The following is a 25,016-nucleotide window of genomic DNA, read 5'->3' on the forward strand; positions in this document are numbered from 1 at the left end:
GGCGAGGGCGGCGGACTCAGGAGGTGGGCGGTTCGTCCTTCCCGGCGGCCTCGGCGGCGTCAGCCTCCTCCTTGGTGCGGTGCACGGCCTGGTCGGCGTGCTCCGGCGGCCCGTAGACGGTGTAGAGCACCAGCGGGTTGGGCCCGGTGTTGACGAAGTTGTGGCGGGTGCCGGCCGGTACGACCACCAGGTCACCCTGTACCACCTCGCGCTTCTCCCCGGCCACTCGCGCCTCACCGGTGCCGCTGACGAAGGTCAGGATCTGGTCGATGTCCTCATGGACCTCCTCACCGATCTCGCCGCCCGGCGGGATCGTCATGATCACCAATTGGGTGTGGTTCCCGGTCCACAGCACCCGCCGGAAGTCCGGGCTCTTCTCGGCGACGGTAGCGATAGTGAAGTGCTCCATGCCCCGACACATACCCCATTGCGGACCGGTCCACGCCGCGCTTCGCAAATGGTGGAATTGGCCACCGCCCCGCGGTTTGGACTGGCGCAGATCGGGGATCGACACCAGCGACCGGTGCGACCCCGGTCATGCCAGGTCCCCGCTGACGTACCGCCGTACGGCTGCGGCGGTGGGAGACGGCCGAGCGCGGCGCGGTTTCGACCCTCGGGTCAACGGCGCCGCGCGCTCGTGTGCGGCGGGCGGTTGCTCAGGAGAGCACGGCCAGGTGGAAGGGACGGTCGGCGGCCGACCCGACACCGTCGAAGGTGGTCACGAAGACGGCGTTCGGAATGCCGGTACGACCCGCGACCGCGATCTGCCCGGCCGGAGCAAGGCCGGTGCTCCCCGGTAGTCCGACGGTGCCGACCAGGCTGGCGCCGGTCACGTCCTGGTCGAAGACCACCTGGTACATCCCGGTCCGCAACCGGTTGGCCGCCGCCGCGCCCAGCCCTCGGACCAGGTGACCGTCGGCGTCGACCACGGCGAAGAGGACTCTCGCGGTCGATGGCATGCCGCCGCCGGCGCAGGTGGTGTGTTCGGCCTCGGCGTGAGCCGTGGCCTCGTCCCCCGGCACCGGCTGCGGTGCGCCTCTGCTCCTGGCTCTCGCGCTGGACATCGGACTCCTTCCCGAACCGGCCGAGCGGCCCTGGCGTGTTGAGTTGGTTGCGGCGCCTAAAGGGGGATCAGCGCCGATCAGCCCCCTTTGTGCCTCGAACGTATGTCGCGTTCCCTGTCGGCAGCCAGGCGAATGACTGTCCGATACGGGACATTTGATCTGTTGATCATGCCATTGACCTGCGGTGATACCTGAACGCTCAGTCGTCGTCGAGGTCGACGGTGGGCACCCCGCCCGCGCATCGCACGGACAGCTCGTACTCGCCGCTCGGCCCGACGAACGTGACGTCTGCGTCGTCGTCCGGGCCACGATCGACGTCGTCGACCCGGTAACCCGGTCGGGCGCTCCAGGAAACCAGGTAGACCCCGCCCGGCACGCACTCGGCAACCGCGCTGCCGCCCACCGTGGAGAAGCCGCGCCGGTTGCCCGGCTCCGTGCCCGGGTCGGCCGGCGACACCGGGCTCGACGGCGACCCGTCCGGGCCGGCGTCGGTCGGCCCGGTGCCGGGCGACGGGGTACCCGTCGGCGCGCCACCGGGGGATCCGGGACCGGCCGGGACCGGATCGGCGAGCGCGCGGGCGATCTCCTCCTGGCTGCGGACCCCACCGGGCGTCCCGGTGAGACTCTCACCCACCAATCGGATCGCGGCGAGCCCGATCAGGGTGGCGACGACCGCGGTGGCCAGCCATCCGGCCACGGCGAGGAAGGTTCGACGGCCCATCACCCGACTATCCCCGATCACCGGTTGGGGCTACCTTCGGGCAACGCTAAGCTTGATCTTTAACCTGTGCGGCGTGGGCGGGGACTGCTCGAGGTCTTCGGTTTCTTCCTTGCGTTCGCGCTGATGTGCACGTCGTGTCGTTGAGCGGGTTGCTTGTTCGGTCGGCCTGGTGGTCGCCCTGGACCTGGTCGGGAGGGTTTCGGTGCGCTGGCCAGGCAGGCGGTCTTCGCGCGGAGGTGCCGGAACCCTCGTCGGACGCGGGCGGGTGAGAGGCGTTCGGGCGGTGTCGGTTTCTCCCAGGGGCGGCGCAGGTCACTGGTGAGGCCGCGTGCCAGGCGCAGCTGCGCGTAGACGGCCAGAATGAGCCAGGTCCACCGGTCGGCGGCTTGTGGGGTGCGGATCTTCGGGCAGGTCCAGCCAAGGGTCTGTTTGAGCAGCCGGAAGGTGTGCTCGATGTCGAAGCGGCGCAGGAACGCCTGCCAGAGCCGGTCAACGTCGGCGGGTGTGGCATCGGTCTCGGACCACCACAGCCACACCGGCTTCGGGATCGCGCCGCTAGGCAGGTGATTCACCTCCAGCCGGATCACGGTGCCTTCGATGAGTGGCAGGTCGCCGGTCTGGTCGATCCAGGCGTTGCGGTGCGTCAGCCGGGGATGTAGCCGGTCCCAGCTGCGGGCGGTGGCAGCGCCGTAGAGGCGAGTGTCGGTCACCGTGGTCACCTCGGGCGCGCCCCAGCTCGCGGGGTCACCGAAGATGAACTCGCTGCCGTGGCGGGGTGGTCGACCGTTCGTGCCCGGCCGTCGGGGCGGGGCCGCGTGGCGCAGCACTCGATCGGAGCGCATCCGGCCCAGCACCTGCACCGGCAGGTCGCGCAGCAGGTATGCCAATCGGGGCGTGTCGTAGCCGGCGTCGGCGACGACCAGGATGTGGGGATCACCGGTGCGCCACTGCCCAGCGGCGATGAGTCGCTGCACGAGGTGGCGGAGTTGCCCGGCGGTGACGGTGGCGGCATCATCGCCCGGCGCGAGCCGCTGAGCATCCAGCGGCGCGGTCCAGGAACTGCGACCGGGCTCCAACGCCGTGACGAACGAGTACGGCCAGCCAGGAATCATCACGTGCTGGTCCTTGCCGCGGCCGTAGGTGTGGCACAGGATCCGCTCCGCGGAGGTATGCGCGTCGGGCCGCAGCCAGCAGGTGATGTCGACCGCCAGGACAAGCCGGCCGTCGGCCGCGCGAGGCAGCGGAAGCGCCGCCAAGCTCCTGCGCAGCCGCTCGACATCCACCCGACCTCGGGCCAGCGCCGCGTACAGCGACCCATGGCCACGACGATGCTCGCCCACCAGCGACAGCTCCACCAGCGAATGCACCGGCCCGTCGCCGCACAACACCGCGTCGGCCAACTCGAACATCGCATCCGCCCGAGCGGTCAGACAGGCATGGAACTCCCGCCGAAACGCCGCCAGCTCCCCGAACGCACCAGCAGAACCAGCATCATGCACACTGACCACCAAGACAGCCCCTGGTATTGATCCTCTTCCCTCGACAAGAAGATGATCGACCAGGGGCTGTCACCATGATCAGCCGGGGTCACCGACCAGCCGCCAAAGGTTAAAGATCAAGCTAAGGGACGGTTAACGTAACCGGCCCACGCCGACCGCCGGGGATACCCTGCCTGCTGTGGCCCGCCTGCTGCTGATCGAGGACGACCTGACCATCCGTGCCCCGCTGGTGCGGGCGCTGCGCGAGCGGGGACACGCCGTGGCCGCCGCCTCTACCGCGATGACCGGGCTGCGCGACGCCCTTGACGACCGCCCCGATCTGGTCGTACTCGACCTCGGGCTGCCCGACCTGGACGGCCGCGAGCTGCTGCGGATGCTGCGGGCTGTCAGCGTCGTCCCGGTCATCGTGGCCACCGCCCGCGACGACGAGCGGGAGATCGTCCAGGTGCTCGACGCGGGGGCCGACGACTACGTGGTCAAGCCGTTCACCGCCGCCCAACTCGACGCGCGGGTACGCGCGGTGCTACGTCGCGGACCAGGTGGACCGACGGAGGATCCGACGGTGGTGGTCGGTGGGCTGCGCATCGACCCCCGCTCCCGGCAGGTCAGCATCGACGGCACGCCGGTCGAGCTGACCCCGCGCGAGTTCGACCTGTTGCGGCACCTGGCCAGCCGGGTCGGTGAGGTGGTGACCAAGCGGGAGTTGCTGACCGAGGTGTGGCAGATCCCGTACGGCGGGGCGGACAAGACCGTTGACGTGCATCTGTCCTGGCTGCGCCGCAAGCTCGGCGAGAGTGCCCAGCAGCCGCGCTACCTGTACACGGTACGCGGAGTCGGGGTGCGGCTGGTCGCTCCGGAGGTCGGCGGGTGAGGGCGCGCCTGGCGCTGCTGGTGGCCGCGGTAAGCGTCCTCATCGTGATCGCTTTCCTGGTGCCGCTGGCGTTGCTGCTGCGCACCGCCGCCGAGGACCGGGCCACGGTACGGGCCACCGCCGACGCGCAGAGCCTCGCTCCCGTGGTGGGCGCCGCCGACGCGGAGACCGTACGGCTGACCGTCGAACAGCTCGCCGCCGAGTCGGCCCGGCCGGTCAGCGTGTTCCTGCCGGACGGCACGGTGCTCGGCTCGAACGCCACCCGTACCCCGGCGGTGGAGTTGGCCGAGCGCGGGCAGAGCCTCACCGCCGAGACGGCCGACGGCCGGGAGGTGGTCATCGCGGTGCAGGGCCGCACGGACGGCACCACCGTGATCCGCACCGTGGTGCCGCGGGCGGAGATGACCGCCGGCGTGGGTCGTGCCTGGCTGGTGCTCGCCCTGCTCGGAGCACTGCTGGTGCTGATCGCCCTGGCCGTCGCCGACCGGTTGGCCCGCACGCTGGTCCGCCCGATCAGCGAGCTCTCGGAGGTCTCGCACCGGTTGGCCAACGCCGAGCTGGACGCGCGGGTGAGCCCGTCGGGGCCGGTCGAGTTACGCGAGGTGGGTGGCGCCCTCAACCACCTCGCCGGCCGGATTCAGGAGTTGCTGGTGCACGAGCGGGAACAGGTGGCCGATCTGTCGCACCGGCTGCGTACGCCGCTGACCGCCCTGCGGCTGGAGGCCGAGTCGCTGCGCGACCCGCAGGACGCCGCCCGGGTGATCGACGCGGTGGACGGCCTTGAGCGGGCGGTCACCGGTCTGATCCGGCAGGCCCGCTGGCGTACGCCCACCGATGGCACGGTGATCGCCGACGCCGCGACCACCGTGGCGGACCGGGTCGCCTTCTGGTCGGTGCTGGCGGAAGAGACCGGCCGCGCGGTCGATCTCGACCTGGCACCCGGCCCGGTTCCGGTCGCCGTCGCCGCCGACGAGCTGGCCGCCGCGCTGGACGCCCTGCTCGGCAACGTCTTCGCGCACACCCCGGACGGCACCCCCTTCGCCGTCCGGCTCCGTGCCGTCGGCGACCAGGTGGTCCTGACGGTCACCGACGAAGGCCCCGGCATCACGGCCGACCTGGTACGCCGAGGGGCGAGCCAGGCCGGCTCGACCGGACTCGGGCTCGACATCGCCCGCCGGGCGGCCCAGGCCAGCGGCGGCCGACTGACCCTGGGTGAACGCACCGGCGGCGGCGCAGAAGTGGAACTCTGGCTCGGCCGCGCGTAACCCCGCCGCGCCCCGATCTGGGCGCTGTCACTTCCGTGCGCAGGGCCGGTCTTAACCGGGGCTTAGGGTTCGGACAGCGCGCTGCTATCGCGGCACGGCCGATCCTCAATGCAACAACCGAGGAGAGGTGTAGACGATGAAGCGCAACCCCCTGATCCTGGCGTCGGTCGGCGGCGCGGCGGCGGTGCTCGCGGCGGCCGGGGTGTTCCTCGGCGTCGCGGCGGCGGACGACAGTCCGGCGCGGCAGACGACCCTGACCGCCGCGACCGGCGCCCCGACGACCGCGGCTGTTCCCGCCGACCCCACCGACCCCGCGACCGCCGACCCGAGCGGCACCACCACTGCCGGCCCGAGCAGCGCCGCAACCAGCGTTCCGGCGCAGACCCAGTCGGCGACCGAGGGTGACGCGGTAAGCCGGGAGCGGGCCGGTGAGATCGCTCTGGCACAGGCCGGTGGTGGACAGATCACCGAGACCGACCGGGACGAGGAGAACGGCCGGGCCGTCTGGGAGGTCGAGATCGCCAACGGCGGCACCGAGCACGAGGTCGACGTCGACCGGCAGTCCGGTGAGGTCGTCAAGGCCGAGCAGGAGCCGGTGGACGACGACCGGGACGACGATGACGACCAGGACGACGATGACGACGATGACGACGATGACGACGACGATGACGACCGGGACGACGACTGACCCGGTCGGCGGGCCGTAGCCGGCTCGATCAGCGCCCCGGAGCGGCACCCGCCGCACCGGGGCGCCGGCGTTCACGCCTCGGCACGGTGGAGCCAGGCCAGCAGGTCCGGCGGCGCCAGGGCCGCGACCCGGGAGCGGTAGTGGGCGCGCGCCGCTGCGTCCAGCAGTTCGTCGCCCTGACCGGACCGACCGCTGCGGAAGAAGGCGCTGCGTTCCTTCAGCACGCCGGCGGCGTCGGGCGCGAGCCGGTCGGCGCGGTCCCGCATCCGGTCGAAGGTGGCCGCTTCCACCAGGTGCGGTCCGGGCGGTTCGAGGTCCAGGCGTTCGGCCAGGTGTCGCATCTGCCCGGTCAGGTCGGCCCGAAGGTCGTCGTAGTGGACGAGGTGCACGTTCGGCTGGTGCCGGCGGGCCCAGGCGTCGCGTAGATGCCACATGAAACCCGGCAGCGAATCCAGTTCGGCGCGTGGATCCGGATTCGCGTCGATCCAGCGTACGAGCGCCTGCTCGACCGACGGACGAGGGCTCTCCGGCTCCGGTGTCGCGGGCTGGCCGGTCAGCTCGGCGAGCCGGGCGCGATCCAGATTGGCACTCTGGTGGTGCAGCGAGACCGCCGCGTCGAGCGGATGGCGGGCCACCACCACGTAGTGCACCCGGGGATCAATCGGCACCCCGTCGAGCGGAGTGTGGGTCTTGATGAAGCGGCGGTGCCGCTGGGCGGCCAGCCGCGCGTACACCCGCTCCGGCGGCTCGACCAGCCAGTCGAGCCAGGGTGACAGCTCGGTCAGCGGCGCCGGCAGTTCCGGCGTACGCAGCACCAGCAGAGCGCAGATCATCTGCATCCAGGTCGTCCCACTCTTGGAGCGGGTGCTGATCACGATGTCTCCTGGACGAAAGGGAAAGCTCAGCCAGCGGGCGCTGTCCTCGTCGGTGGACCGGTACCGGGTCGGTGCGTCAGACACCACGCGAGGATAGTCAGGGAGTTGACACCTGCCCGCCGATTTCCCGCTGCTCCGCTCTGGGTGGTGGGTAATCGTCTGGCTACATTGAATTATGATGCCCGCCCCCGGAGGACGGGCGGAGGAGCCGGTCTACCGTCCTGTCCTCGCCGCACGGCGCGGGGAGCTGGAGGCGCTCGGCCACCTCGACGACGCCCTCGCCCCGCTGCTCAGCCCGATCCTGCAACTGTCCGAAGTCGACAAAACCGTCATCGGCCCGCTGACCCGACTGCCCCCCGGGCTGCTTCCCGCCGTCGACATCGGCGCCCTACCCGACACCACGGCATCCGCGTTGGCCTGCCGGGGCGTACCGCTGGTGCCGGTGATCGGCCTGACGGACGGTGAGCGGCGGTTGGCGGCGCTCGGTGCCACGGCTCGCGCGCAGACCCAACGGGGCGTGGTACGCCTGCGGCTACGTCAGGATCGGGCCGGCCCCGACGCCACCACCACGGCCGTGGAACGGATCGGCAGACACGCACGGCTGGCCCCTGAGCAGTGTGATCTGGTGCTCGACTGTGGTGACGTGTGCTGCCCGGCCGACGTCCGGCTGGCCGAGCCCCGGGTCCGGCGGATGCTGGACTGGACCCGCCGGCACGCCTGGCGTTCGGTGAGCGTGGTGGCCGGCGGCATGCCGCCGGCCCTGTCCCGACTGCCCATCGACGAGCCGGTACGGGTGGATCGCTGGGACTGGCTGCTCTGGCAGCGGCTGGCCGACCTGGGTGTCACCTTCGGCGACTACGGCGTGGCCTCGGCGGCCGCTGCCCAGCCGGCCGTCGACCGGCACCTCACGGTCCCCTACACCGGCGACCGCGCCTGGTTGATCCACCGCTGGTCGCGCCGCCGCGGGCAGGGCGACCAGCGGATCGCCGACCTGTGTCGCACGCTGGTGTCGGGCCCGCACTGGCCGGCCACGGGCGCGAGCTTCTCCTGGGGCGATCAGGAGATCGCGCGCCGAGCGAGGCGGGGTGCCGGGGCCGGCTCGGCCACCAACTGGATGGCGTGGAGCACCTCACACCATCTGGCCCACGTACTGAACGCGCTGGCCCGAGCTACTCCTTCTCGGTGAACCCGAACTGCACGACACCCTCGTCGTCGACGGTCGCGTCGACCGAGGCATCACCGAGCAGGTCGGCCGCATCGGAATCGAGGAAGATCCGGGCACCCTGGTTGTCGACCACGTGGTCGCCCTCGATCGGCGCGGGCACCAACTCGACGGTGAGCGAGCCGGCGGTGGTGTCCGCGGCGATGCGTACGCCGCCGCCCTCGGAGACGTCCTGCTGCGCGGCGAGATCACGGATCACCAGGACGGCATTGTCGGTCATCGTGAGCATGGTGGGACTCCTCGTGGGTTTCTGGCTCCCAGGCGGTGCCACCCACCGCCACATCGGGGCAGCTCAAGGCCCCTCCAGGCCCCAACGTTGCCCGCTGTCGAGGCGTCCGTCAAATAGAGCGATGTCAGCGCGACACAAGGCATGACGGCCGGTTGTACGGGTATTGGAGTGGGTTACGGCTCCTCACGCCGCTCAGGCCGGGGCGGCCGGGGCGGCAGCGGGGCAGCGGGATCACCGCGCTCGATCAACGCGGCGATGTCGGCGTCGTGCAGACCGCGTAGCGCGAGCACCCGGGTGCCCCACCGATGCAGTCGGCACGGGTGCGGGCTGGCGTCGTTGCGGCAGACCGTGCCGCCCGACCAGCGTCGTGGCGCGTGCACCACGACAGCCCGCACGGCGAACTGGGCATCCTCGGCGGTCACGTACGGCGGCAGCGGGATCTCCCGCAACCCCACCCTGGACCGCTCACCGGTGGGCGGAGCGGGACGGACGGTACTGCTGCTGCTGTTCATCGGCCTGGCCTCCACACAGGACGGTCGAACACGGACAGCAGGACGTTACGACCCGGTGGACCCGGGGTGACGGACAAACTGTCCCGTGGGCTCAGCCGGTCGCCGTCTGCGCCCGCAGCGCCGCCGCGGTCCGGCCGGGGTCATAGCCCGGTCCCACCCCGTCGAAGATGATCGCCGAGGCGTCGATGTGACGGGTACGCAGCGGCAGGATCTCCTGGTAGGCCGGCGAGTCGTACCAGGCGTGAGCCTGCCGCCGGTCGGGAAACTCGAGGATGACCACGCTGCCCGGCCACTCACCCTCGCGTACGTCCACCTCCGGACCGTGCACCACGAACCGGCCGCCGTACGGCTCCAGCGTGGCCTGGATCCGCTCCAGGTAGGTCAGAATATCCTCGTTGACCTGCGGGTTCCGCAGGTGCGCCAACGCGAAAGCGGGCATCGTTCGTCCTCCCCTGGTCGTCGTCGTAGGCCGGCCAGATGGCGGTCATGACCGACCACAGCCGCGCCTTCGCCCGTGGCCGTTCTCGCCTCGGTCGTCGGGACGGTCGCCGACCAGGCTACTGCGGAAGCGGACCGCCGGCCGGGCAACGACCGGCCGGCGGCCCCGCTCAGCCGAGCGCCGCGGTGAGCCGGGCGATCTGTGCGGCCTCCGTGAGCGTGCTGCCCTGACCGCGGACGTACCGCACAGTGCAGAAGAGCGTCACCCGATAGCCGCCCACGATCGCCGCGACGGTGGTGCCATCGCAGTCCGGACCGCCGGAGAGCCGCATCGTCACGAGTTCCCGGGCCTCGGCTGCCGCGTCCGTGAGGTTGCTGCCGAAGCTGTTGGTGTACGACCCCGGGCAGTAGATCTGCACGTCGAACCCGCCCACCAGGGAGTCGATGAGCGAGCCCCGGCAGCTCACGCCGTAGGTGAGGTAGAGCTGATAGAGACGCAGCGCCTCCAGGTTCGCGTCGGTGAGCGTACGGCCGAAGCCGTGGATGTATCCCGCGTCGCCACAGCGGAGGGTGACCCGAAAGCCCCCCACGATCGCCTGAGACGACGAGGTCGAGCAACTGGCGGCCGCCGTTGCCGGCCCCACCGGTACCACCACCGCGACCACGGTCAGCACTGCCGCGACGAGCGCGGCCTGAACGGTACGGATCATCGGACGCCAATCCTCCATGAGTCGGAGTCGATGTACGGACGGCCAGGCGATACTGGCTGCATCAACAATTAGAGGCATCGACAGCCGAGACACCGAGACTGATTCGCATAGACGACAGAGAATTTCATGTCTTCGCCACGACGGCTCAGCCCCGGATATCGAAGCCCAGCGCCCGGGCCAGGGTCGCCGCCTGCATCACGTCGATGACCGCCCCGACGCGGTGCACCACCGTGGGATCCAACCCGGCCAGATCACTGCCGCGCAGGTCCGCACCGGAGAGCCGGGTGCCGCGCCACTGCACGTCGGACAGGTCGCACCCGGTCAGCTCAGCGCCCGTCAGGTCGGCCCCGGACAGGTCGGTCTCCCGCATCCGTACGCCGGTGAAGCGCGCGCCGCGCAGGTCGCCACCGGCGAGGGTGAGGAACGACCAGTCGCCTCCGGTCACCGTCAACGGCCGCAGGTCACAGCGGTCGAAGGTGCTGCCCAGCAGCTTGCAGCCGGTGAACTCCGCCTCGAAGAGGTTGCACCGGACGAAGGCGCACCGGGTGAAGGCCGAGTCGGTGTGCCGGGAGACGTTGAACGCCACGTCGCCGAAGGTGCAGCCCTCGAAGATCGCGCCCCGACTGGTCGCCTCGGTGAGATCCACCCGGTGGAAGGTGCAGTTGACGAAGTGCCGGTCGGCCAGGTCCTCGGCGTACCAGTCCTCGTCGTGGAAGGTGACGTCCTCGGTCGGCTCCGGCATGTCCCGCAGGCTAACCAGTGACCCCGACAACATGCCTTCCCGCCGCGCGTACCGGCCGGTAGGTTCGCTGAGGTGAGCATGGCACCCAGCATCGAGCCGGAGCAGGTCGGATTCGACCCGACGCGGCTGGCCCGGATCGACGAACACTTCGCCGGCTACGTCGACGCCGGCCGGCTCGCCGGCTGGCAGGCGGTGGTCACCCGGCGCGGCGAGATCGCGCACAGTTCGACGTACGGGCTGCGGGACCGCGAGGCGGGTACGCCGGTGCAGCCGGACACCCTCTGGCGGATCTACTCGATGACCAAGCCGATCACCTCGGTCGCGGCGATGATGCTGTGGGAGGAGGGCCGCTTCGAGCTGACCGACGAGATCGGGCGCTGGCTGCCCGAGTTCGCCGACATGCGGGTCTACTCGAAGGGTTCGACGCTCAAGCCGTACACCGTGCCGGCGATCGAGCCGATCCGGATCTGGCACCTGCTCACCCACACCGCCGGGTTGACCTACGGCTTCATGCAGACGTCGGTGGTCGACGGGTTGTACCGGGCCGCCGGCTACGACCTCTACCCACCGGCCGAGGTCGACCTGGCCGACGCCTGCCGGGTCTTCGGTGAGCTGCCGCTGCTGTTCCAGCCCGGTACCGCCTGGGGCTACTCGGTCGCCACCGACGTGCTCGGCCGGCTGATCGAGGTGGTCTCCGGGCAGAGCCTGGACACCTTCCTGACCGAACGGATCCTGCGTCCGCTGGGCATGGGCGACACCCGTTGGCACGTCGACGGCGCCGACGCCGAGCGGCTGGCCGCCCTGTACGTGCCGGATCCGGCGTCCGGTCGCGCGGTGCGGCACGACGCGCTGGGCGCGCTGGCGTACGAGAAGCCGGTGCTGCTCTCCGGCGGCGGTGGGCTGATCTCGTCGGCCGCCGACTACCACCGCTTCACCCAGCTGCTGCTGCGCGGCGGCGAGCTGGACGGCACCCGTCTGCTCGGCCCCCGCACGGTGCGCTTCATGGCTCGCAACCACCTGCCCGGCGGGCAGGACCTGGGCACGCTGTCCACCGGCGGGTTCGCCGAGACCAACCTGGACGGCATCGGGTTCGGCCTCGGCTTCGCGGTCGTCGACGACCCGGTGCCGAGCCGGGTGCCGAGCAGCGTCGGCGAGTACTACTGGGGCGGCGTGGCCAGCACCGCGTTCTGGGTCGACCCGGTCGAGGAGATCACCGCCATGTTCTTCACCCAGCTGATGCCGTCGAGCACCTGGCCCATCCGGCCGCAGCTACGCCAGCTGGTCTACTCGGCACTTGTCGACTGAGCCGTTCCGCCGACACCCACCCGACCGAATCCCTAGCCTGGGAGGCGTGGTCAACATCGTCGTGTTCGGTGCGGCCGGCACCGCGGGTTCCCGGATCGTCAGGGAGGCGTTCAACCGAGGGCACCGGGTGGTGGCTGCGGTACGCCGCCCCGAGGCGGACGCGTCGTACCTGCCGGCCGGGGTTCGGGTCGTCACCGGTGACGCGACGAGTGAGCGGAGTGTGCGGGAACTGGCGCCGGAGGCGGACGCGCTTGTGGTGGCGATCGGCGGCGGCGACCGTACGCTGTGGCCCGACGCGGCGCGGACCCTGCTCGCCGCGTTGCGCGGAATGCCGGCGGCGCCTCGGGTGATCCACATCGGCGGCGGCGCCACCCTGCTCAACCCGGCGGGTGGCCGGCTGCTGGACGACCCGGACTTTCCCGACGAGTACCGCGACTCCGCGTTGGGGCAGGCGGAGGCCCTGGACCTCTACCGCTCCTCGGCCGACGGGGTGACCTGGACATACGTCAGCCCGCCACCGCTTGAATTCCACCCGGGCGAGCGCACCGGCCGATACCGCACCGGCACCGACCAGCCGGTGACCGACGCGCAGGGCCGCAGCGTGCTCAGCTACGAGGACCTGGCGGTCGCGGTGGTCGACGAGATCGAGAACGGGCGCTTCCGGAACATGCGCTTCACCGCCGCCTACTGATCTCTGATCTTGAGCGCCGGCTGCTCGCCGGATAGATTCGAGTCTCTGTGACCCGGGCGTCACACCCCTGACGCGCGGGTCGGACCTCGAATCAGGAGGGCGCCGTCTTGGCCTCGCTCGACGACACCGTGACAACCCCGCACGAATCGTCCCGCACCACCGGATCAGGTTCGCTCAACCGGCGACGGATGTTGACCGTCGCACTCGGTGGCGCCGCCGCCGTGACGCTGCCCGCCCCCGCCTGGGCGTCCGCCGACCGGCGTCCGGGCGCGCACCGGCCCCCGACCCTCACCCCCCACGACCGGATCGTCGTCGCGCAGCTGTCGGCAGAGCGTGCCCTGCAACACCTGAAGGTGCTCTCCGAGGACATCGGCCCACGCATCGGCGGCACCGACTCGGAGCGCCGGGCGGCGCACTACATCGCCGGCCAGCTCGACCGGCTGCGCTACGACACCACGTTGCAACCCTTCCCGGTCGCCGACAAGTTCCTCGCCCAGCTCAGCTCGCCGGCCGGGCTACCTCGGGACCTGAACTGGCAGGTCGGCGCGAGCGGACAGGCCGCGTTGGACACCAGGATCACCGCGCCCGTGGTCGATGTCGGCGCGGGTACGCCCGGCGACTACCCGGCCGACGTCAGTGGCCGGATCGTACTTGTGGACTATGTCGCGGCCCAGCGCGAACAGCTCGCCGCCACCGCCGTGGCGGCCGGGGCGGCAGCCGTGGTCTTCCTGCCGGCCGACCTGGTGGCACCCCGTCGCGCGTCGGCGTTCTCCCCCACCCTGCCCGGCTCCGCCGCCGCGCCGCTGCCGATCCCGGTCGTCGGGGTGGCTCAGGCGCAGAAGCACCGGCTACGTGCGTTGCTGGCGGCCGGGCCACTCACCCTGACCGTCGCCACCACCGCCCACCGGGGGTTGACCTCGCACAACGTGTTGGCGGAGCGGTGCGGTCGGGCGGGCCGCAACGGGCCGGTCGTCATGGTCAGCGCCCACTACGACTCGGTCATCGGCGCGCCGGGCGCCAACGACGACGGCTCGGGCACCGTGCTCTGCCTGGAACTGGCCCGGGTGTTGAAGGCGGTGCCGATCAACGCCACGGTGCGGTTCGCCCTGTGGGGCTCGGAGGAGCAGGGGTTGATCGGTTCGCGCTACTACGTGGCTCAACTGCCCCAGCCCGAGCGGGACCGGATCCTCGCCGTCTACCAGAACGACATGGTCGCCACCAGCTGGGACCCGGCGACCCGGTACTGGTTGTTGTCGTTCACCGGCGAGAGCAACCGGGCCACCGACGAGGTCTCCGCCGCCGCCCGGCGGCTCGGCTACGAGCCGCGGATCTCACCGGTGACCCAGCGCGGCGCCAGCGACCACCAGTCTTTCCAGGAGGTCGGCATCGCCAGCGCGAACTTCTCCTGGCGTGGCGAGGAGTCACCGGCGTTGCTGGAGCCGCCGTACCACAGCCCCGAGGACACCATCGCCAAGAACATCAGCCTGGAACGGCTCCAGGTCTCGATGGAACTGATCGGCTGCGCCGCGTACGCGACGGCTCGGCGCTGAACCCCGGCGGGGCGCGGCACTTCGCCGCGCCCCGCCCGGGTCAGTCGGCCAGTCGAGCCGGAAAGCCGCCGGTCGCCACCGGCCCCCACCCGGTGATGGTGATCCTGATCAACGACTTGCCCTGCCGTCGCATCGCCGCCCGGTACTCGTCCCAGTCCGGGTGCTCGCCGGAGATGCTGCGGAAGTACTCCACCAACGGTTCGAGGGCTTCGGGCAGGTCCAGCACCTCGGCGGTGCCGTCGACCTGCACCCACGGGCCGTTCCAGTCGTCGGAGAGCACACAGGCCGACACGCGGGGGTCGCGGCGGATGTTGGCGACCTTCGCGCGCTCCGGATAGCTGGAGATCACCAGCCGGCCCTCGGTGTCCAACCCGGCGGCGACCGGCGAGGACTGCGGCCGGCCGTCAGCGCGGGTGGTCATCAGCACCACCCGGTGCCGGGGGCGGAGAAACTCGACAAGTTCGTCCCGGTCGACCCGGGTGTTACGAGCGATCATGCGTGCCATCGCTCGTTTCTACCAGCACTCAGGCGTGCTGACCGGCGGACGGCTGGCTGGGTACGCGGGGGCGCAGCGAGGGTCGCCAGGCCCGGCCGTTGGCGTAGATGATCCGGAAGCCCAGGTACGAGGCGAGCGGCGCCCAGTGCGCCGAGCCCATCCGCAGCTCGGCGGCGTTGTGCCGGCGGCCGTTGGCGAGCACGTCGAGCAGGACGGTCTCGAACGCCGCTGACTCGACCCAGTCCACCTCGCGGGTGAAGCCGCAGATCAATGCGGCGCCGGTGACGTCGAGAAAGTCCCGCAGCACCGGCTCGGGCGCGCGCAGCACCGAACAGCTGCCGAAGTAGAGACGGCGCCCCTCGCAGCGCCCGGCCATCAGGTCGGCCACCTCGGTGAGTTCGACCGAGTGCCAGTCGGTGAGGCACAACCGGTTCGGTTCGCCGTGCATGGCGAAGAAGCCGAGCCGATGGTCGGCGTACTGCTTCAGCAGCCAGCGGTCGATGAAGTAGAACAGCTCGTCCCGGGTGGCCGCGTCCTTGTGAATGAAGCGGACCTTGCCCAGCCGTTCGAGCAGTTCCAGGGTGGGCAGCACGGACCCGCGCTCGTTGAGATCCCGGTGCCACTGGCCCTCGACGCAGAAGATGCCACCACGCGCCACGCCCACCTCCCCGTCCTCGCCGGCGCTGACGTTACCGGGCCGGTCGACCGGGAGAACATCACCCTCCGTGTCACCGGTTGCGGCATTCCGCACTGAAGTGGCTTCTCTACCGCCCCTAGGTACCGATTGCCGGATTCATAAACGGGCCCAATTCCCAGCCAATGCTCAGGTACGGTGAATTGCGAGGACAATTCTCGTTTATCCCCTCCAATCGGCTGCCCCGGTGCGAGGGTGGATCCACGGGACAGCCCGGTCGAAGTCCCGGAGGCCATCCCATTCACTCTCCTATCGGGAGGACTTCTGTGCGCGTACACACCTTGAAACGGGCAGTCGTCGCCCTCGCCCTGGCCCTGCCGGGTGCCGCGATCGCCTCGGTGGTCGCCGCGCCAGCGGCCCATGCCGACGGCTGCTACACCTGGGACCGCAACCTCTACCAGGGTCGCTCCGGCAGCGACGTGCGGGAGCTGCAACTACGGATAGCCGGCTGGGCCGGCAACAACAACGTCGTGGAGCTGGACGGACGGTTCGGCCCGAAGACCGCCGCCGCGGTTCGCCGCTTCCAGTCCGCGTACGGCCTCCGGGTCGACGGGATCGCCGGCCCGCAGACCTTCCGGAAGCTGTACCAGCTCCAGGACAACAACTGCACGCCCCGGCACTTCGCCTACCGCGAGATGGACGACGGCTGCGGCGGCAGCGGATGGGACGGCGGCCCGCTAAGCACCACCCAGACGCGGCAGAACGCGCTGCGCACCATGTGGAAGCTGGAGGCGCTGCGCAAGAGCCTCGGCGACCAGCCGCTTATCGTCACCAGCGGGTTCCGCAGCCGCACCTGCAACAACCGGGTGGGCGGGGCGTCGGACAGCCAGCACCTCTACGGCAACGCCGCCGACCTCATCTCGAACGACAGGTCGCTGTGCCAGATCGCCCGCCAGGCCCGCAACCACGGCTTCAGCGGCATCATCGGGCCCGGCGTCTCCGGCCACAACACCCACGTCCACGTGGACTCGCGGCGGGAGAACAACCAGGACCGCAGCGCGAACAACACCTACTGGGCGGCACCCAACTGCGGAATCCCCGCCGGGAACCGCTGATCGCAGCATGCATCGCGACGCCGGCCCGGGCGCGGGCGGGGAATGACCCCGCGCTCCGGGCCGGCGTCGTACCGCCGACGGGCGAGCCCGCTCAGCTCGCCCGCGGCCAGCGCGGCGCGGTGGCGGGGGGTGCCACCGGCCGGCCGGAGCCGGGCGCCCGCACACCGGTACGCCCAACCGGGGCGGCCACCCGGGGCGCCGGGCCACGCGCCGGGTATCCGGCGGCGCGCTCGGGTCGCCCGGGATGCCCGGCGGCCCGCGGCGGGTAACCGGCGGCCCGGTCGGTGCCCGCCGGACGCGCGGCGGGGGTACGTCCCGCCGACGGGCCGTTGATCAGGAACGGGAACGGCACGTGCACGAACGGATTGCCGTGCCGAATGAGGGCGTCGAGCTGTCGCTCGTTGAGCCCGTGGTTCAGCAGTACCTTCCGACCCCAACGATGCAGCCGGCAGGGGAACCGGGCACCATCGTTGCGGCACAGCGCCCCGGACGGCCACTCCTCGGCCGCGTGCACGACCACCGCCCGGACGGCCAGCCGGACGTCCTCAGGGGTCAACGGCGTCGGGACCGGCAACTCGCCCAGAATCTGATCGATGGGATCCGTCGACTGCTCATCAACTCGCACGGCAGACCTCCCGCAGCTCCGGTAGCGGTGCGCTTGAGCACCGCACCTCGGGCAGTGGTACGGCCACCGGAGCGGGATGGTTCAAACCGGTTTCAGACCAGCCCGGCGTCGTGTACGAGCAGGGCCACCTGCACCCGGTTGTTGAGTCCGAGGCGGGTCAGCAGCCGGGAGACGTACGCCTTGACGGTGGCCACGCTCATGAACAGCTCGGCGGCGATCTCGGCGTTGGTGCGCCCCCGGCCGAGCGCCACGGCGACGGCGCGTTCCCGCTCGGTCAGGCCACCGATCAGCCGCGCGGCCCGGTCCCGCCGCGGGTCTGCCGCCGGTCCGGCCGTCACGTGCTCGATGAGGGTCCGGGTGACCGTCGGCGACAGGGTCGCCTCGCCGGCCGCCACCCGGCGCACCGCCCGCACGATCTCCACCGGTGGCGTGTCCTTCAGCAGGAACCCGCCGGCACCGGCCCGCAGCGCCCGCAGCACGTGCTCGTCGGCGTCGAACGTGGTAAGCACGAGCACCTCCGGCGGGTGGGGCAGCCCGCGCAGCGCCTCGGTGGCGGCCAGCCCGTCCAGCCTGGGCATCCGGATGTCCATCAGCACCACGTCCGGCCGGCACGCGGCGACGGCGCGGACGACCTCGCTTCCGTCGGCCGCCTCGCCGACCACCTTCAGGTCGGGCGTACCGCCGAGGATCATCGACAGACCGGCACGTACCAGCGCGTCATCGTCCACGATCAGGATTCGCACCGGGCGCTCCTCGCCCGCCGGGTCGGTCATGGCGCCGGCCACGGCAACCACGCGGCCAACCGGAAGTCACCCTGGTCGTCGCAGCCGTGCTCCAACCGCCCACCGGCGAGACTGACCCGCTCGGCGATGCCGACCAGGCCGGTGCCGGTGCCGGGGATGGCCGTCCCGGGCAACTCACCCACCGGCCTGCGGTTACGGATCTCCACGCGCAGCCCGTCACCGGGCGCTCCGTTGAGGTCGACTGTGACGGCGGCACCGTGGGCGTGCTTGCGGGCGTTGGTGAGCCCCTCCTGCACGATGCGGTAGACGCTGCGCCCCACGGCCACCGGCAGCCGGTCCGGCGCGGCGACCCGATTCCGCAGGTCGACACGGGTTCCGGCCGCCCGGGACTCGGCGATCAGGGCGGGTAGATCGTCGAGAGTCGGCTGGGGGCGTTCCGGGTCGTCGGGCAGCGAGGTCTCGGCCCGCAGCACGCCGATCACCTCGCGCAGGTCCTGAAGGGCGGCGTGCGCGCTGTCCCGGATCACCCCGGCCGCCCGGGCCACCTCCGGTGCGGGCGCGTCGGGGCGGAACTCCAACGCCCCGGCGTGCAGGCTGAGCAGGGAGATCCGGTGGGCGAGCACGTCGTGCATCTCCCGGGCGATGCGGGTGCGCTCCAACTGCCGCGCCTGGGTGACCCGCAGCTGCTGCTCGGCCTCGGCCCGCTCGGCACGCTCCCGCAACGACAGCACCAGTTGCCGGCGCGCCCGCACGAACATCCCCCAGGCCAGCACCAGCAGGGTGATCACCACGCCCCAGATGGTGTCTATCCAGTACGGGCTGCCGGCATTGGGGCGCAGCAGGGCGAAGAAGAAGTTGGTGAAGAGCCCGGCTCCGGTGACGGCCAGGGCGACCGCCGTCCGACGGTGCACCACCACCGTGAAGTAGATGATCAACAGGGCGATGCTGGAGGCGACGGAGAACATCGCCAACGGCAGCGTCGCCAGCACCAGCCCCACCGGCCAGCGACGCCGCAACCAGAGCGCCGCCGTGCAGAGCTGGCCGAAGAGGGCGTCGGCCGCGATCATCCAGTCGTAAGGCAGCCGGTCGGCGAAGGTCGGGTTCGGGGAGGCGGCGTCGAAGGTGGCCAGCACCACCCAGGCCAGGGAGACCAGGAACGCGAGGCTGTCGACAAGCCAGTCGCGGGGGGTCCGCCGCGGTCGGCGGCCCACCCCAGGGTCCAGCGCCCCGGGCAGCAGACCCGGGTGATCGAGTACGACGGCGCTGGTCACAGGCGCAATGGTAGGCAGCCGGTCGGGCACCGGACCAGCTACCAAAGTCGAGACCTCGGCATCGACCTTGGTCTGCGCGGGGCAGACCGATGGCCGCTGCGGACGGCCGGCCGGCTCGGGCAGGCTCACCGCATGATCGCCGTACACCAGCTCACCAAACGGTACGGGCGGCACACCGCCGTCGAGGACGTGTCGTTCCACTGCGAACCGGGCACCGTCACCGGTTTCCTGGGCCCCAACGGGGCCGGCAAGTCCACCACCATGCGCATGATCTGCGGGCTCACCCCGCCGACCGCCGGCACCGCCACCGTCGACGGTAGGCCGTACCGGCAGCTGCCCAACCCGGGCCGGACGGTCGGGGTGTTGCTGGACGCCTCCGCCCAGCACGCCGGGCGGACCGGCCGGGAGGCACTGGCCGTGGCGGCGGCGACGATGGGCGTCGACCGACGCCGGGTCGGCGAGCTGCTCGACCGGGTGGGTCTGGGCCCGACGGCCGCCCGACGGCGGGTGCGGGCGTACTCGCTGGGTATGCGTCAGCGGCTCGGCCTGGCGCACGCGCTGCTGGGTGACCCCCGGGTGCTGATCCTGGACGAGCCGGCCAACGGCCTGGACCCGGAAGGCATCTTCTGGATGCGCGGCCTGCTCCGGGACTTCGCCGACCGGGGCGGCACCGTGCTGCTCTCCTCTCACCTGCTGCGCGAGGTGGAGGCGGTCGCGGACCGGCTGGTGGTTATCGGGGGCGGCCGGATCGTGGCCCAGGGCGACAAGGACGAGTTGCTGGCCGGCGACGGCGCGGTCGTGCGGGCCCGCGACGGTGCGGCGTTGCGGGCCGCGATGGACCGGGCCGGCCTGACGGTCAGTGAGGGCTCCGACGGGCTGCTGGTAGGTGCCGACACCGAGGCCGTCGGGCAGGTCGCCCTGGCCGCCGGGGTGGCCCTCACCGAGCTGCGTCCGGCCGGCGGCGGTCTGGAGCAGTTGTTCCTCACCCTGACCGCCACCGCACCCGGCCCGGTCGTGCCCGCCACCACCATCGCCGAACCGACCGGGGAGGTCGTCCGATGACCACCGTCACCACCGCGCCCGAGACCGCCGCCGCGGACCACCGCCGGGTCGAGCACCGACCGTCGCTGGTCCGGCTGACCGTCGTGGAGCTGCGCAAACTCGTCGACACCCGGGCGGGTCGCTGGCTGCTGATCACCATCGGCCTGGTCAGCGCCGTCATCGTCACCCTCCAACTGGTGTACGCGCCGGACGACGAGCAGACCTTCGCCAACTTCTTCACCCCGTCGCTGGTGCCGGTGGGCTTCCTGCTGCCGGTGCTGGGCATCCTGTCGATCACCAGCGAGTGGTCCCAACGCACCGCGTTGACCACCTTCGCGCTGGTGCCCCGGCGGGAACGGGTGATCGCGGCGAAGCTCGTCGCGGTGGTGCTGGCCGCGCTGGCGTCGGTGCTGACCAGTCTCGCGGTGGCCGCCGTCGGCACGCTTGTCTCCTCGGCGACCGGCGGTGCGGGAAGCTGGCAGTTCGACCGGATGCTGCTCCTGCACGCCGCCGTGTTCCAGGTGGCCACCACGCTGATCGGGGCCGGCTTCGGTCTGCTGCTGCTGCACAGCCCGCTGGCCATCGTGGTCTACCTGGTGCTGCCGATCGTGTGGTCGGTCCTGGGCGGGCTGGTCCGGCCGCTGCACCGCGTCGCGGGTTGGCTGGACACCAACCTGACGATGGAGCCGCTGTTCACCGCCGAGGTGACCGCTGGACAATGGCAACGACTCGCGGTGTCGCTGTTGGTGTGGCTGGTCGTGCCGCTGGTCGCCGGGCTGGTCCGGACCATGCGGCGGGAGGTGACGTGAAGGCGTACGGGACGCCGACCGTGGTCAGCGGTGGCATCACCGAACTGGTCGTGCTCTGGGGCGGGATCCCGCTGGTCGGCGGCGTGCTCGGTGGGTTGCTGGTGGCCGGGGCGGGTTGGGTGGCCGACCTGCCCTGGGCTCCGGTGCAGGGCCTGTTCCGGGCGGTCGACGGCCTGCCCGACCGGTACGCACTACCCGGTGGGGTGGGTGTCGGCATCCTGGTCGGGCTGGTGATCGCCGCCGTCGGCACCGCCGAGCGGGTACGGGTGACCGTGTCCGGTGCCGAGGTGCGGCTGCGTCAGGGCAGCTCCGAACGGGAGATCGACCGGCGGGACACCCGGGTGGTCTACCTGGACGGCAAGAACCTGGTGCTGCTCGACGCCGACGACGCCGAGCTGGCCCGGCAGTCGAGTGACCTGCCGGGCAAGCAACTGGCCGAAGCCTTCCGGGAGCACGGCTGGCCATGGGCGGAGGCGGATCCGCACCGCGAGGCGTACCGGCTCTGGGTGCCCGACCTGCCCGGCTTGCCGGCGGGCGCGGAGGCGCTGCTGCGGGCCCGGCGGGAGGCGCTGGAACACGATCGGGGCGGCGAGGCCAAGGAGCTGCGCGCCGAGTTGTCCCGCTACGGCGTGGTGGTCCGCGACGACGGAAAACGGCAGCACTTCCGGCTGACCCGCTCGGCCCGCCCGCCCGCCTGACCCGACCCCGGGCCGTCGGCGGCGCGGTCGAGCGGCCGGGACCGGCCAGGCGGTCAGGCGAGCAGGGCGGCGGTAAGTGTCGTGGCGACGGCCAGTGAGCCGGCGGTCGCCGCCACCCGCAGCCAGGGCCGGGGTGCGCCGTTGACCGGCAGGTGTCGCCAGCGGTACGCGGCCAGGGCCAGCCCGGCGCCGGAGGCCGCCAGACCGAGTGGCCAGAGCCAGCCGGGCACCGCCGACCAGTCACCGAGCTGGTGGCCCAGAGCCGGGTAGACCAGCGCCCAGACGGCACCCGACAACACGGTCAGCCGGTCTGACGCGGTGCGTAGCGCGGTGCCGAGCAGCGACAGGCCACCGATGAAGGTGAACAGCACGGCGATTCCGATGCCGATCAGGGCGGGCCGCCCCGGTGAGGCGTCGCCGGCCTGCTCGCGGGGAACATCTAGCAGCCGCAGACCGATGGGCTCGACACCCCGGTCGGTGTTGCCGAGCACCACCACGCCCTGGCCGGTGGCCCGGTCGAAGCCGACGTACGAGTGGAAGCCGCTGGTGGCCCCGTTGTGCCAGGTGATCTCGCGGTCGCCGTACCGGGTGGTGAACCAGCCGTACCCGACGCGACGGCGCTCGGTGTCGTCGAAGCGCGGGTCGCGGGCGTCGGCGCCGGGCGCGGTGCCGACGGCGGTGGCCGCGACGAGCCGGGCGAGATCCTCCACCGTGGACCAATAGCCGATGCCGGCGGCGGCGTATCCGGTGCCGGTCCACGGGTCGGGGGTGCGACCACTGCCGGTCGCGCCCTCGGCCCGCTCGGCGGGCAGCGCGTCCGAGCCGGTGACCTGGGTAGTCGCGGTCATGCCCAGCGGGGTCAGCAGTTCCCGGTCGAGCAGTTCGGGATAGCCGAGGCCGGCGTCGGCCGCGAGAGCCTGGCCGAGCACCGCCATGCCGAGGTTCGAGTAGCTGACCTCGCCCCGGCCGTCGCCGGGTGTCTGGTCGTTCGCCGCGGCGCGGACCCGGTCGACGTCCTGGCCGGCGTACGGATTGCCGGCCGCGAAGTTCGCCCAGAACAGGCGCGCCCAGTCGGTGACCGAGCTGAGCACGACCCGGGGCAGCCCGGAACGGTGGCTGGCCAGTTCGGCCAGGGTCGCCTCCCGCGCGGCACCGGTGACCGTCGGCCAGGTCGCGCCGAGGGTGTCGTCGGGGCGTACGGCCCCGACGCCGGCCTGGTGGGCCAGCAGCATGCCGGTGAGCACCTTGGGCACCGATCCGATCTCGAACGGGGTGTCCGACTCGACCGGGTTGCCGGCGCGGTCGCGGTCGCCGAGGCCGGCGGTGCGGATCTGACCGTCGTCGATCAGGGCGACGGCGAGCCCACGGTAGCCGCCGGGGTCGTCCACGGCGGCCCGGGTGGCGGCGGCGAGGTCGGCGTCGCCGGTGGTCTGTTCGGTCAGCCGGGGCTCGCGGGGCATGACGCCGAGCCCGGCCAGGCCGGCGACCACCCCGGCGACGAGAGCGATGACTGTCTTCTTGCCCATGACGTGCTCCTTTCCGTACCTGACGGAACGGGGAGTGGGCCGTGCTGGTGCCCCGATCCGGCTGGGCGACGGCTCGCTGCGGTCGGCGGGCGGGTGGTGGCGGAGGTGCGGTCAACGACCGGCGGCGGTGAGGATCGCCAGCAACGGCACCACCCGCTCGGCGGGGACGGCGTACCGGCCCCGGCCGGCGCTGCGCAGCCAGCCGGCGGCGGTGAGCTGGCGCAGGTGGTGGTGCAGCTGGCCGGTTGTGCCGAGATCCTCGATCCCGGCCAGCTCGGCGGTGCCCTGCCGGCCGCCGAGGATCTCCCGCAACAGGCGCAGGCGTACCGGGTGGGCGAGGGCGGACAGTACGGCCGGCAGGTCGGCCCAGTCGTCGGCCAGCAGGTCCTCGACGCCGCGGCCGTACTGCCAGTCGTAGTGCTGCCCGCCGAGGCGGACGGCGCCGGTGTAGAGCACGGCGCCGGCGTTGTCGGCGGGCAGTCGCTGCTTGAGCCCGTCGAGCGCCCAGAAGACCCCCTCCGGGGGCGGCGTCGGCCGGTCCACGCCGCCGAACCGCTCCACCAGCCCGGCGACCTGCGCCTCCAGCGCCGCCAATCGCTCCTGCACACTCGCCATCATTCGATAGTACGAACTTACGTATTTACGTGCAAGCGGAGGATGATCGACTTTCCGCCGGACGGCCCGCTACCGTCAGTCGTCTTGGGGAGGTACGTCGATGTACGTCGTGTCCGTGATCAACTACAAGGGTGGGGTCGGCAAGACCACGGTGACCGCCAACCTCGGTGCCGAATTGGCCAACCGGGGGATGAAGGTGCTGCTCATCGACCTCGACCCACAGGCAAGTCTGACCTTCGGCTTCTACGACCCGGACGACTGGCGGGAGCGGCTGCGCGACAGCCGGACCGTGAAGCGGTGGTACGACGGCCTGCGCGAGGGCAGTCCGTCGGTCACGCTCGGTGAGCTTGTGGTGTCGCCCGGCGCGGCGAACGCCCGACTCACCGGCACCGGCCGGCTCGATCTGATCGCGTCGCATCTGCAACTCGTGGACATCGACCTGGCTCTGGCCCGCAGCGTCGCCGGTGGCGAGGAGTACGACGCCGAACTGTTCCGGGTCCGTGGTTCGCTCGCCGAAGGGCTGCTCGCCGACGGGCTCGACCCGTACGACATGGTGCTCATCGACTGCCCGCCGAACTTCAACGTGGTCACCCAGTCGGCCATCATCGCCAGCGACCACCTGGTCATTCCGGCCCGGGCCGACTACCTGTCCACCCTCGGCATCGACTACCTGTACGGCAACGTGCGGGAACTGGTCGAGCAGTACAACGCCGACGCCCGCCGGTTCGCGACCGTACGCCGGCACCAGAAGGTCGCCCCCGGCGTGGCCGGCGTGGTCTTCACGATGATCCAGTTGCTGTCGCAGCAGCCCATCGCCACCCACCAGAGCTACATGGACCAGGTCCGCAACCTGGGCCTGCCGGTCTTCCCCACCGCCCTGCGGGAGAACGTCACGCTCTACGCGACGAACACCCCACGCGGCGTGCCGGTGGTGCTGCGCGACCGCGTCACGGTCCCCGCCGTACGCGACGAACTGCGCCGCCTGGCCACCGAGTTCCTCGACCATCTCCAGCCGGACCGGCAACCGGCATGAGCGAGCGCCAGCGAGCGAATCATCAACT

The 25,016-nt window shown here is 71.6% G+C and carries 29 protein-coding genes; 12 read left to right on the plus strand and 17 right to left on the minus strand.

Going from position 1 to position 25,016, the window contains the following annotated elements:
• Nucleotides 1–16: 16 nt before the first annotated feature.
• The 4 genes from O7624_RS10395 to O7624_RS10410 all read right to left on the minus strand — a co-directional run bounded on the left by O7624_RS10395 (nucleotide 17) and on the right by O7624_RS10410 (nucleotide 3,293).
• Entirely contained in the window at nucleotides 17–421 is a 405-nt protein-coding gene (locus tag O7624_RS10395; RefSeq protein WP_170863296.1) for a cupin domain-containing protein, read from the minus strand.
• A gap of 235 nt (nucleotides 422–656) precedes the next feature.
• Nucleotides 657–1,064, minus strand: a complete 408-nt coding sequence (locus O7624_RS10400) for a hypothetical protein (RefSeq protein WP_093401931.1) — start codon at nucleotides 1,062–1,064, stop codon at nucleotides 657–659.
• A gap of 199 nt (nucleotides 1,065–1,263) precedes the next feature.
• Nucleotides 1,264–1,785: a septum formation initiator gene (locus O7624_RS10405; RefSeq protein WP_282239843.1), complete on the minus strand. Its 522-nt coding sequence runs from the start codon at nucleotides 1,783–1,785 to the stop codon at nucleotides 1,264–1,266.
• 59 nt (nucleotides 1,786–1,844) lie between these two features.
• A complete protein-coding gene (locus O7624_RS10410) occupies nucleotides 1,845–3,293 on the minus strand; it encodes an NF041680 family putative transposase (protein ID WP_282236745.1) in 1,449 nt (482 codons plus the stop codon).
• A gap of 169 nt (nucleotides 3,294–3,462) precedes the next feature.
• Here O7624_RS10410 and O7624_RS10415 point away from each other — a divergent pair, with 169 nt between their 5' ends.
• The 3 genes from O7624_RS10415 to O7624_RS10425 all read left to right on the plus strand — a co-directional run bounded on the left by O7624_RS10415 (nucleotide 3,463) and on the right by O7624_RS10425 (nucleotide 6,108).
• Nucleotides 3,463–4,155: a response regulator transcription factor gene (locus O7624_RS10415; protein ID WP_282239844.1), complete on the plus strand. Its 693-nt coding sequence runs from the start codon at nucleotides 3,463–3,465 to the stop codon at nucleotides 4,153–4,155.
• Nucleotides 4,152–5,420 carry a HAMP domain-containing sensor histidine kinase gene (locus O7624_RS10420; RefSeq protein ID WP_282239845.1) on the plus strand — a complete coding sequence of 423 codons (1,269 nt, stop codon included), beginning with the start codon at nucleotides 4,152–4,154 and terminating at the stop codon, nucleotides 5,418–5,420. The genes O7624_RS10415 and O7624_RS10420 overlap by 4 nt, the downstream gene beginning before the upstream one ends.
• Before the next feature lie 136 nt (nucleotides 5,421–5,556).
• Entirely contained in the window at nucleotides 5,557–6,108 is a 552-nt protein-coding gene (locus O7624_RS10425; RefSeq protein ID WP_282239846.1) for a PepSY domain-containing protein, read from the plus strand.
• A 71-nt stretch (nucleotides 6,109–6,179) separates the two neighbouring features.
• Here the strand turns inward: O7624_RS10425 and O7624_RS10430 are convergent, their stop codons facing one another.
• A complete protein-coding gene (locus O7624_RS10430) occupies nucleotides 6,180–7,067 on the minus strand; it encodes a sulfotransferase domain-containing protein (RefSeq protein ID WP_282239847.1) in 888 nt (295 codons plus the stop codon).
• Nucleotides 7,068–7,161: 94 nt separating this feature from the next.
• Between O7624_RS10430 and O7624_RS10435 the strand changes: the two genes are divergently transcribed.
• On the plus strand, nucleotides 7,162–8,169 hold the full coding sequence (locus tag O7624_RS10435; RefSeq protein ID WP_282239848.1) for a beta family protein: 1,008 nt from the start codon (nucleotides 7,162–7,164) through the stop codon (nucleotides 8,167–8,169).
• Here the strand turns inward: O7624_RS10435 and O7624_RS10440 are convergent.
• The 5 genes from O7624_RS10440 to O7624_RS10460 all read right to left on the minus strand — a co-directional run bounded on the left by O7624_RS10440 (nucleotide 8,153) and on the right by O7624_RS10460 (nucleotide 10,836).
• Nucleotides 8,153–8,434 carry an adhesin gene (locus O7624_RS10440; RefSeq protein ID WP_093401937.1) on the minus strand — a complete coding sequence of 94 codons (282 nt, stop codon included), beginning with the start codon at nucleotides 8,432–8,434 and terminating at the stop codon, nucleotides 8,153–8,155. The two genes, O7624_RS10435 and O7624_RS10440, sit on opposite strands and share 17 nt — an antisense overlap.
• Before the next feature lie 173 nt (nucleotides 8,435–8,607).
• Nucleotides 8,608–8,946 carry a hypothetical protein gene (locus tag O7624_RS10445; RefSeq protein WP_282239849.1) on the minus strand — a complete coding sequence of 113 codons (339 nt, stop codon included), beginning with the start codon at nucleotides 8,944–8,946 and terminating at the stop codon, nucleotides 8,608–8,610.
• Nucleotides 8,947–9,037: 91 nt separating this feature from the next.
• Nucleotides 9,038–9,385 carry a DUF1330 domain-containing protein gene (locus tag O7624_RS10450; RefSeq protein ID WP_282239850.1) on the minus strand — a complete coding sequence of 116 codons (348 nt, stop codon included), beginning with the start codon at nucleotides 9,383–9,385 and terminating at the stop codon, nucleotides 9,038–9,040.
• Between the two features lie 169 nt (nucleotides 9,386–9,554).
• A complete protein-coding gene (locus O7624_RS10455) occupies nucleotides 9,555–10,094 on the minus strand; it encodes a hypothetical protein (RefSeq protein WP_282239851.1) in 540 nt (179 codons plus the stop codon).
• Nucleotides 10,095–10,239: 145 nt separating this feature from the next.
• Nucleotides 10,240–10,836: a pentapeptide repeat-containing protein gene (locus tag O7624_RS10460; protein ID WP_282239852.1), complete on the minus strand. Its 597-nt coding sequence runs from the start codon at nucleotides 10,834–10,836 to the stop codon at nucleotides 10,240–10,242.
• A gap of 72 nt (nucleotides 10,837–10,908) precedes the next feature.
• On the opposite strand from O7624_RS10460, the gene O7624_RS10465 reads away from it, so the two are divergent.
• From O7624_RS10465 to O7624_RS10475, 3 genes are all read left to right on the plus strand, one after another.
• A complete protein-coding gene (locus O7624_RS10465; protein ID WP_093401941.1) occupies nucleotides 10,909–12,141 on the plus strand; it encodes a serine hydrolase domain-containing protein in 1,233 nt (410 codons plus the stop codon).
• A gap of 46 nt (nucleotides 12,142–12,187) precedes the next feature.
• A complete protein-coding gene (locus O7624_RS10470) occupies nucleotides 12,188–12,832 on the plus strand; it encodes an NAD(P)H-binding protein (protein ID WP_093401942.1) in 645 nt (214 codons plus the stop codon).
• Nucleotides 12,833–13,020: 188 nt separating this feature from the next.
• Nucleotides 13,021–14,382 (plus strand): M20/M25/M40 family metallo-hydrolase, encoded by a 1,362-nt coding sequence (locus O7624_RS10475; RefSeq protein ID WP_282239853.1) that lies wholly within the window; start codon nucleotides 13,021–13,023, stop codon nucleotides 14,380–14,382.
• Nucleotides 14,383–14,422: 40 nt separating this feature from the next.
• Here the strand turns inward: O7624_RS10475 and O7624_RS10480 are convergent, their stop codons facing one another.
• Together O7624_RS10480 and O7624_RS10485 are read right to left on the minus strand one after the other, a co-directional pair.
• Nucleotides 14,423–14,887 carry a PPOX class F420-dependent oxidoreductase gene (locus O7624_RS10480; RefSeq protein ID WP_282239854.1) on the minus strand — a complete coding sequence of 155 codons (465 nt, stop codon included), beginning with the start codon at nucleotides 14,885–14,887 and terminating at the stop codon, nucleotides 14,423–14,425.
• Nucleotides 14,888–14,906: 19 nt separating this feature from the next.
• Nucleotides 14,907–15,536, minus strand: coding sequence for a DUF6642 family protein (locus O7624_RS10485; protein WP_093402058.1), 630 nt, complete (start codon nucleotides 15,534–15,536; stop codon nucleotides 14,907–14,909).
• Between the two features lie 302 nt (nucleotides 15,537–15,838).
• Between O7624_RS10485 and O7624_RS10490 the strand changes: the two genes are divergently transcribed.
• Complete coding sequence (locus O7624_RS10490; RefSeq protein WP_093401944.1) at nucleotides 15,839–16,627, plus strand: D-Ala-D-Ala carboxypeptidase family metallohydrolase; 789 nt, start codon at nucleotides 15,839–15,841, stop codon at nucleotides 16,625–16,627.
• A 91-nt stretch (nucleotides 16,628–16,718) separates the two neighbouring features.
• On the opposite strand, the gene O7624_RS10495 is transcribed toward O7624_RS10490, so the two are convergent.
• The 3 genes from O7624_RS10495 to O7624_RS10505 all read right to left on the minus strand — a co-directional run bounded on the left by O7624_RS10495 (nucleotide 16,719) and on the right by O7624_RS10505 (nucleotide 19,266).
• Complete coding sequence (locus tag O7624_RS10495; RefSeq protein WP_093401945.1) at nucleotides 16,719–17,252, minus strand: hypothetical protein; 534 nt, start codon at nucleotides 17,250–17,252, stop codon at nucleotides 16,719–16,721.
• A 92-nt stretch (nucleotides 17,253–17,344) separates the two neighbouring features.
• Entirely contained in the window at nucleotides 17,345–18,046 is a 702-nt protein-coding gene (locus O7624_RS10500; RefSeq protein ID WP_282239855.1) for a response regulator transcription factor, read from the minus strand.
• A complete protein-coding gene (locus O7624_RS10505) occupies nucleotides 18,022–19,266 on the minus strand; it encodes a histidine kinase (protein ID WP_282239856.1) in 1,245 nt (414 codons plus the stop codon). Before O7624_RS10505 ends, O7624_RS10500 begins: the two co-directional genes overlap by 25 nt.
• 132 nt (nucleotides 19,267–19,398) lie before the next feature.
• Between O7624_RS10505 and O7624_RS10510 the strand changes: the two genes are divergently transcribed.
• From O7624_RS10510 to O7624_RS10520, 3 genes are read left to right on the plus strand one after another with little or no spacing between them, the layout of a single operon-like run.
• Nucleotides 19,399–20,328, plus strand: coding sequence for an ATP-binding cassette domain-containing protein (locus tag O7624_RS10510; protein ID WP_282239857.1), 930 nt, complete (start codon nucleotides 19,399–19,401; stop codon nucleotides 20,326–20,328).
• Nucleotides 20,325–21,116, plus strand: a complete 792-nt coding sequence (locus O7624_RS10515) for an ABC transporter permease (RefSeq protein WP_282239858.1) — start codon at nucleotides 20,325–20,327, stop codon at nucleotides 21,114–21,116. Before O7624_RS10510 ends, O7624_RS10515 begins: the two co-directional genes overlap by 4 nt.
• On the plus strand, nucleotides 21,113–21,814 hold the full coding sequence (locus O7624_RS10520) for a hypothetical protein (protein ID WP_282239859.1): 702 nt from the start codon (nucleotides 21,113–21,115) through the stop codon (nucleotides 21,812–21,814). The genes O7624_RS10515 and O7624_RS10520 overlap by 4 nt, the downstream gene beginning before the upstream one ends.
• 53 nt (nucleotides 21,815–21,867) lie before the next feature.
• Here the strand turns inward: O7624_RS10520 and O7624_RS10525 are convergent, their stop codons facing one another.
• Together O7624_RS10525 and O7624_RS10530 are read right to left on the minus strand one after the other, a co-directional pair.
• Nucleotides 21,868–23,340: a serine hydrolase domain-containing protein gene (locus tag O7624_RS10525; RefSeq protein ID WP_282239860.1), complete on the minus strand. Its 1,473-nt coding sequence runs from the start codon at nucleotides 23,338–23,340 to the stop codon at nucleotides 21,868–21,870.
• A gap of 111 nt (nucleotides 23,341–23,451) precedes the next feature.
• On the minus strand, nucleotides 23,452–23,955 hold the full coding sequence (locus O7624_RS10530; RefSeq protein WP_282239861.1) for a helix-turn-helix domain-containing protein: 504 nt from the start codon (nucleotides 23,953–23,955) through the stop codon (nucleotides 23,452–23,454).
• 100 nt (nucleotides 23,956–24,055) lie between these two features.
• Here O7624_RS10530 and O7624_RS10535 point away from each other — a divergent pair, with 100 nt between their 5' ends.
• Nucleotides 24,056–24,988: an AAA family ATPase gene (locus O7624_RS10535; protein ID WP_203997659.1), complete on the plus strand. Its 933-nt coding sequence runs from the start codon at nucleotides 24,056–24,058 to the stop codon at nucleotides 24,986–24,988.
• Nucleotides 24,989–25,016: the final 28 nt, after the last annotated feature.

Origin of the sequence: Verrucosispora sp. WMMD1129 (assembly GCF_029581255.1) — a bacterium.
Classification (GTDB): Bacteria; Actinomycetota; Actinomycetes; order Mycobacteriales; family Micromonosporaceae; genus Micromonospora; species Micromonospora sediminimaris.

What these genes read in the sequence shown, in the direction of transcription:
- O7624_RS10395 (WP_170863296.1), bottom strand. Translation starts at nt 421, where the DNA reads ATGTGTCGGGGCATGGAGCACTTCACTATCGCTACCGTCGCCGAGAAG.
- O7624_RS10400 (WP_093401931.1), bottom strand. Translation starts at nt 1,064, where the DNA reads ATGTCCAGCGCGAGAGCCAGGAGCAGAGGCGCACCGCAGCCGGTGCCG.
- O7624_RS10405 (WP_282239843.1), bottom strand. Translation starts at nt 1,785, where the DNA reads ATGGGCCGTCGAACCTTCCTCGCCGTGGCCGGATGGCTGGCCACCGCG.
- O7624_RS10425 (WP_282239846.1), top strand. Translation starts at nt 5,557, where the DNA reads ATGAAGCGCAACCCCCTGATCCTGGCGTCGGTCGGCGGCGCGGCGGCG.
- O7624_RS10435 (WP_282239848.1), top strand. Translation starts at nt 7,162, where the DNA reads ATGCCCGCCCCCGGAGGACGGGCGGAGGAGCCGGTCTACCGTCCTGTC.
- O7624_RS10440 (WP_093401937.1), bottom strand. Translation starts at nt 8,434, where the DNA reads ATGCTCACGATGACCGACAATGCCGTCCTGGTGATCCGTGATCTCGCC.
- O7624_RS10445 (WP_282239849.1), bottom strand. Translation starts at nt 8,946, where the DNA reads ATGAACAGCAGCAGCAGTACCGTCCGTCCCGCTCCGCCCACCGGTGAG.
- O7624_RS10450 (WP_282239850.1), bottom strand. Translation starts at nt 9,385, where the DNA reads ATGCCCGCTTTCGCGTTGGCGCACCTGCGGAACCCGCAGGTCAACGAG.
- O7624_RS10455 (WP_282239851.1), bottom strand. Translation starts at nt 10,094, where the DNA reads ATGATCCGTACCGTTCAGGCCGCGCTCGTCGCGGCAGTGCTGACCGTG.
- O7624_RS10460 (WP_282239852.1), bottom strand. Translation starts at nt 10,836, where the DNA reads ATGCCGGAGCCGACCGAGGACGTCACCTTCCACGACGAGGACTGGTAC.
- O7624_RS10475 (WP_282239853.1), top strand. Translation starts at nt 13,021, where the DNA reads ATGTTGACCGTCGCACTCGGTGGCGCCGCCGCCGTGACGCTGCCCGCC.
- O7624_RS10480 (WP_282239854.1), bottom strand. Translation starts at nt 14,887, where the DNA reads ATGGCACGCATGATCGCTCGTAACACCCGGGTCGACCGGGACGAACTT.
- O7624_RS10510 (WP_282239857.1), top strand. Translation starts at nt 19,399, where the DNA reads ATGATCGCCGTACACCAGCTCACCAAACGGTACGGGCGGCACACCGCC.
- O7624_RS10515 (WP_282239858.1), top strand. Translation starts at nt 20,325, where the DNA reads ATGACCACCGTCACCACCGCGCCCGAGACCGCCGCCGCGGACCACCGC.
- O7624_RS10525 (WP_282239860.1), bottom strand. Translation starts at nt 23,340, where the DNA reads ATGGGCAAGAAGACAGTCATCGCTCTCGTCGCCGGGGTGGTCGCCGGC.
- O7624_RS10530 (WP_282239861.1), bottom strand. Translation starts at nt 23,955, where the DNA reads ATGGCGAGTGTGCAGGAGCGATTGGCGGCGCTGGAGGCGCAGGTCGCC.
- O7624_RS10535 (WP_203997659.1), top strand. Translation starts at nt 24,056, where the DNA reads ATGTACGTCGTGTCCGTGATCAACTACAAGGGTGGGGTCGGCAAGACC.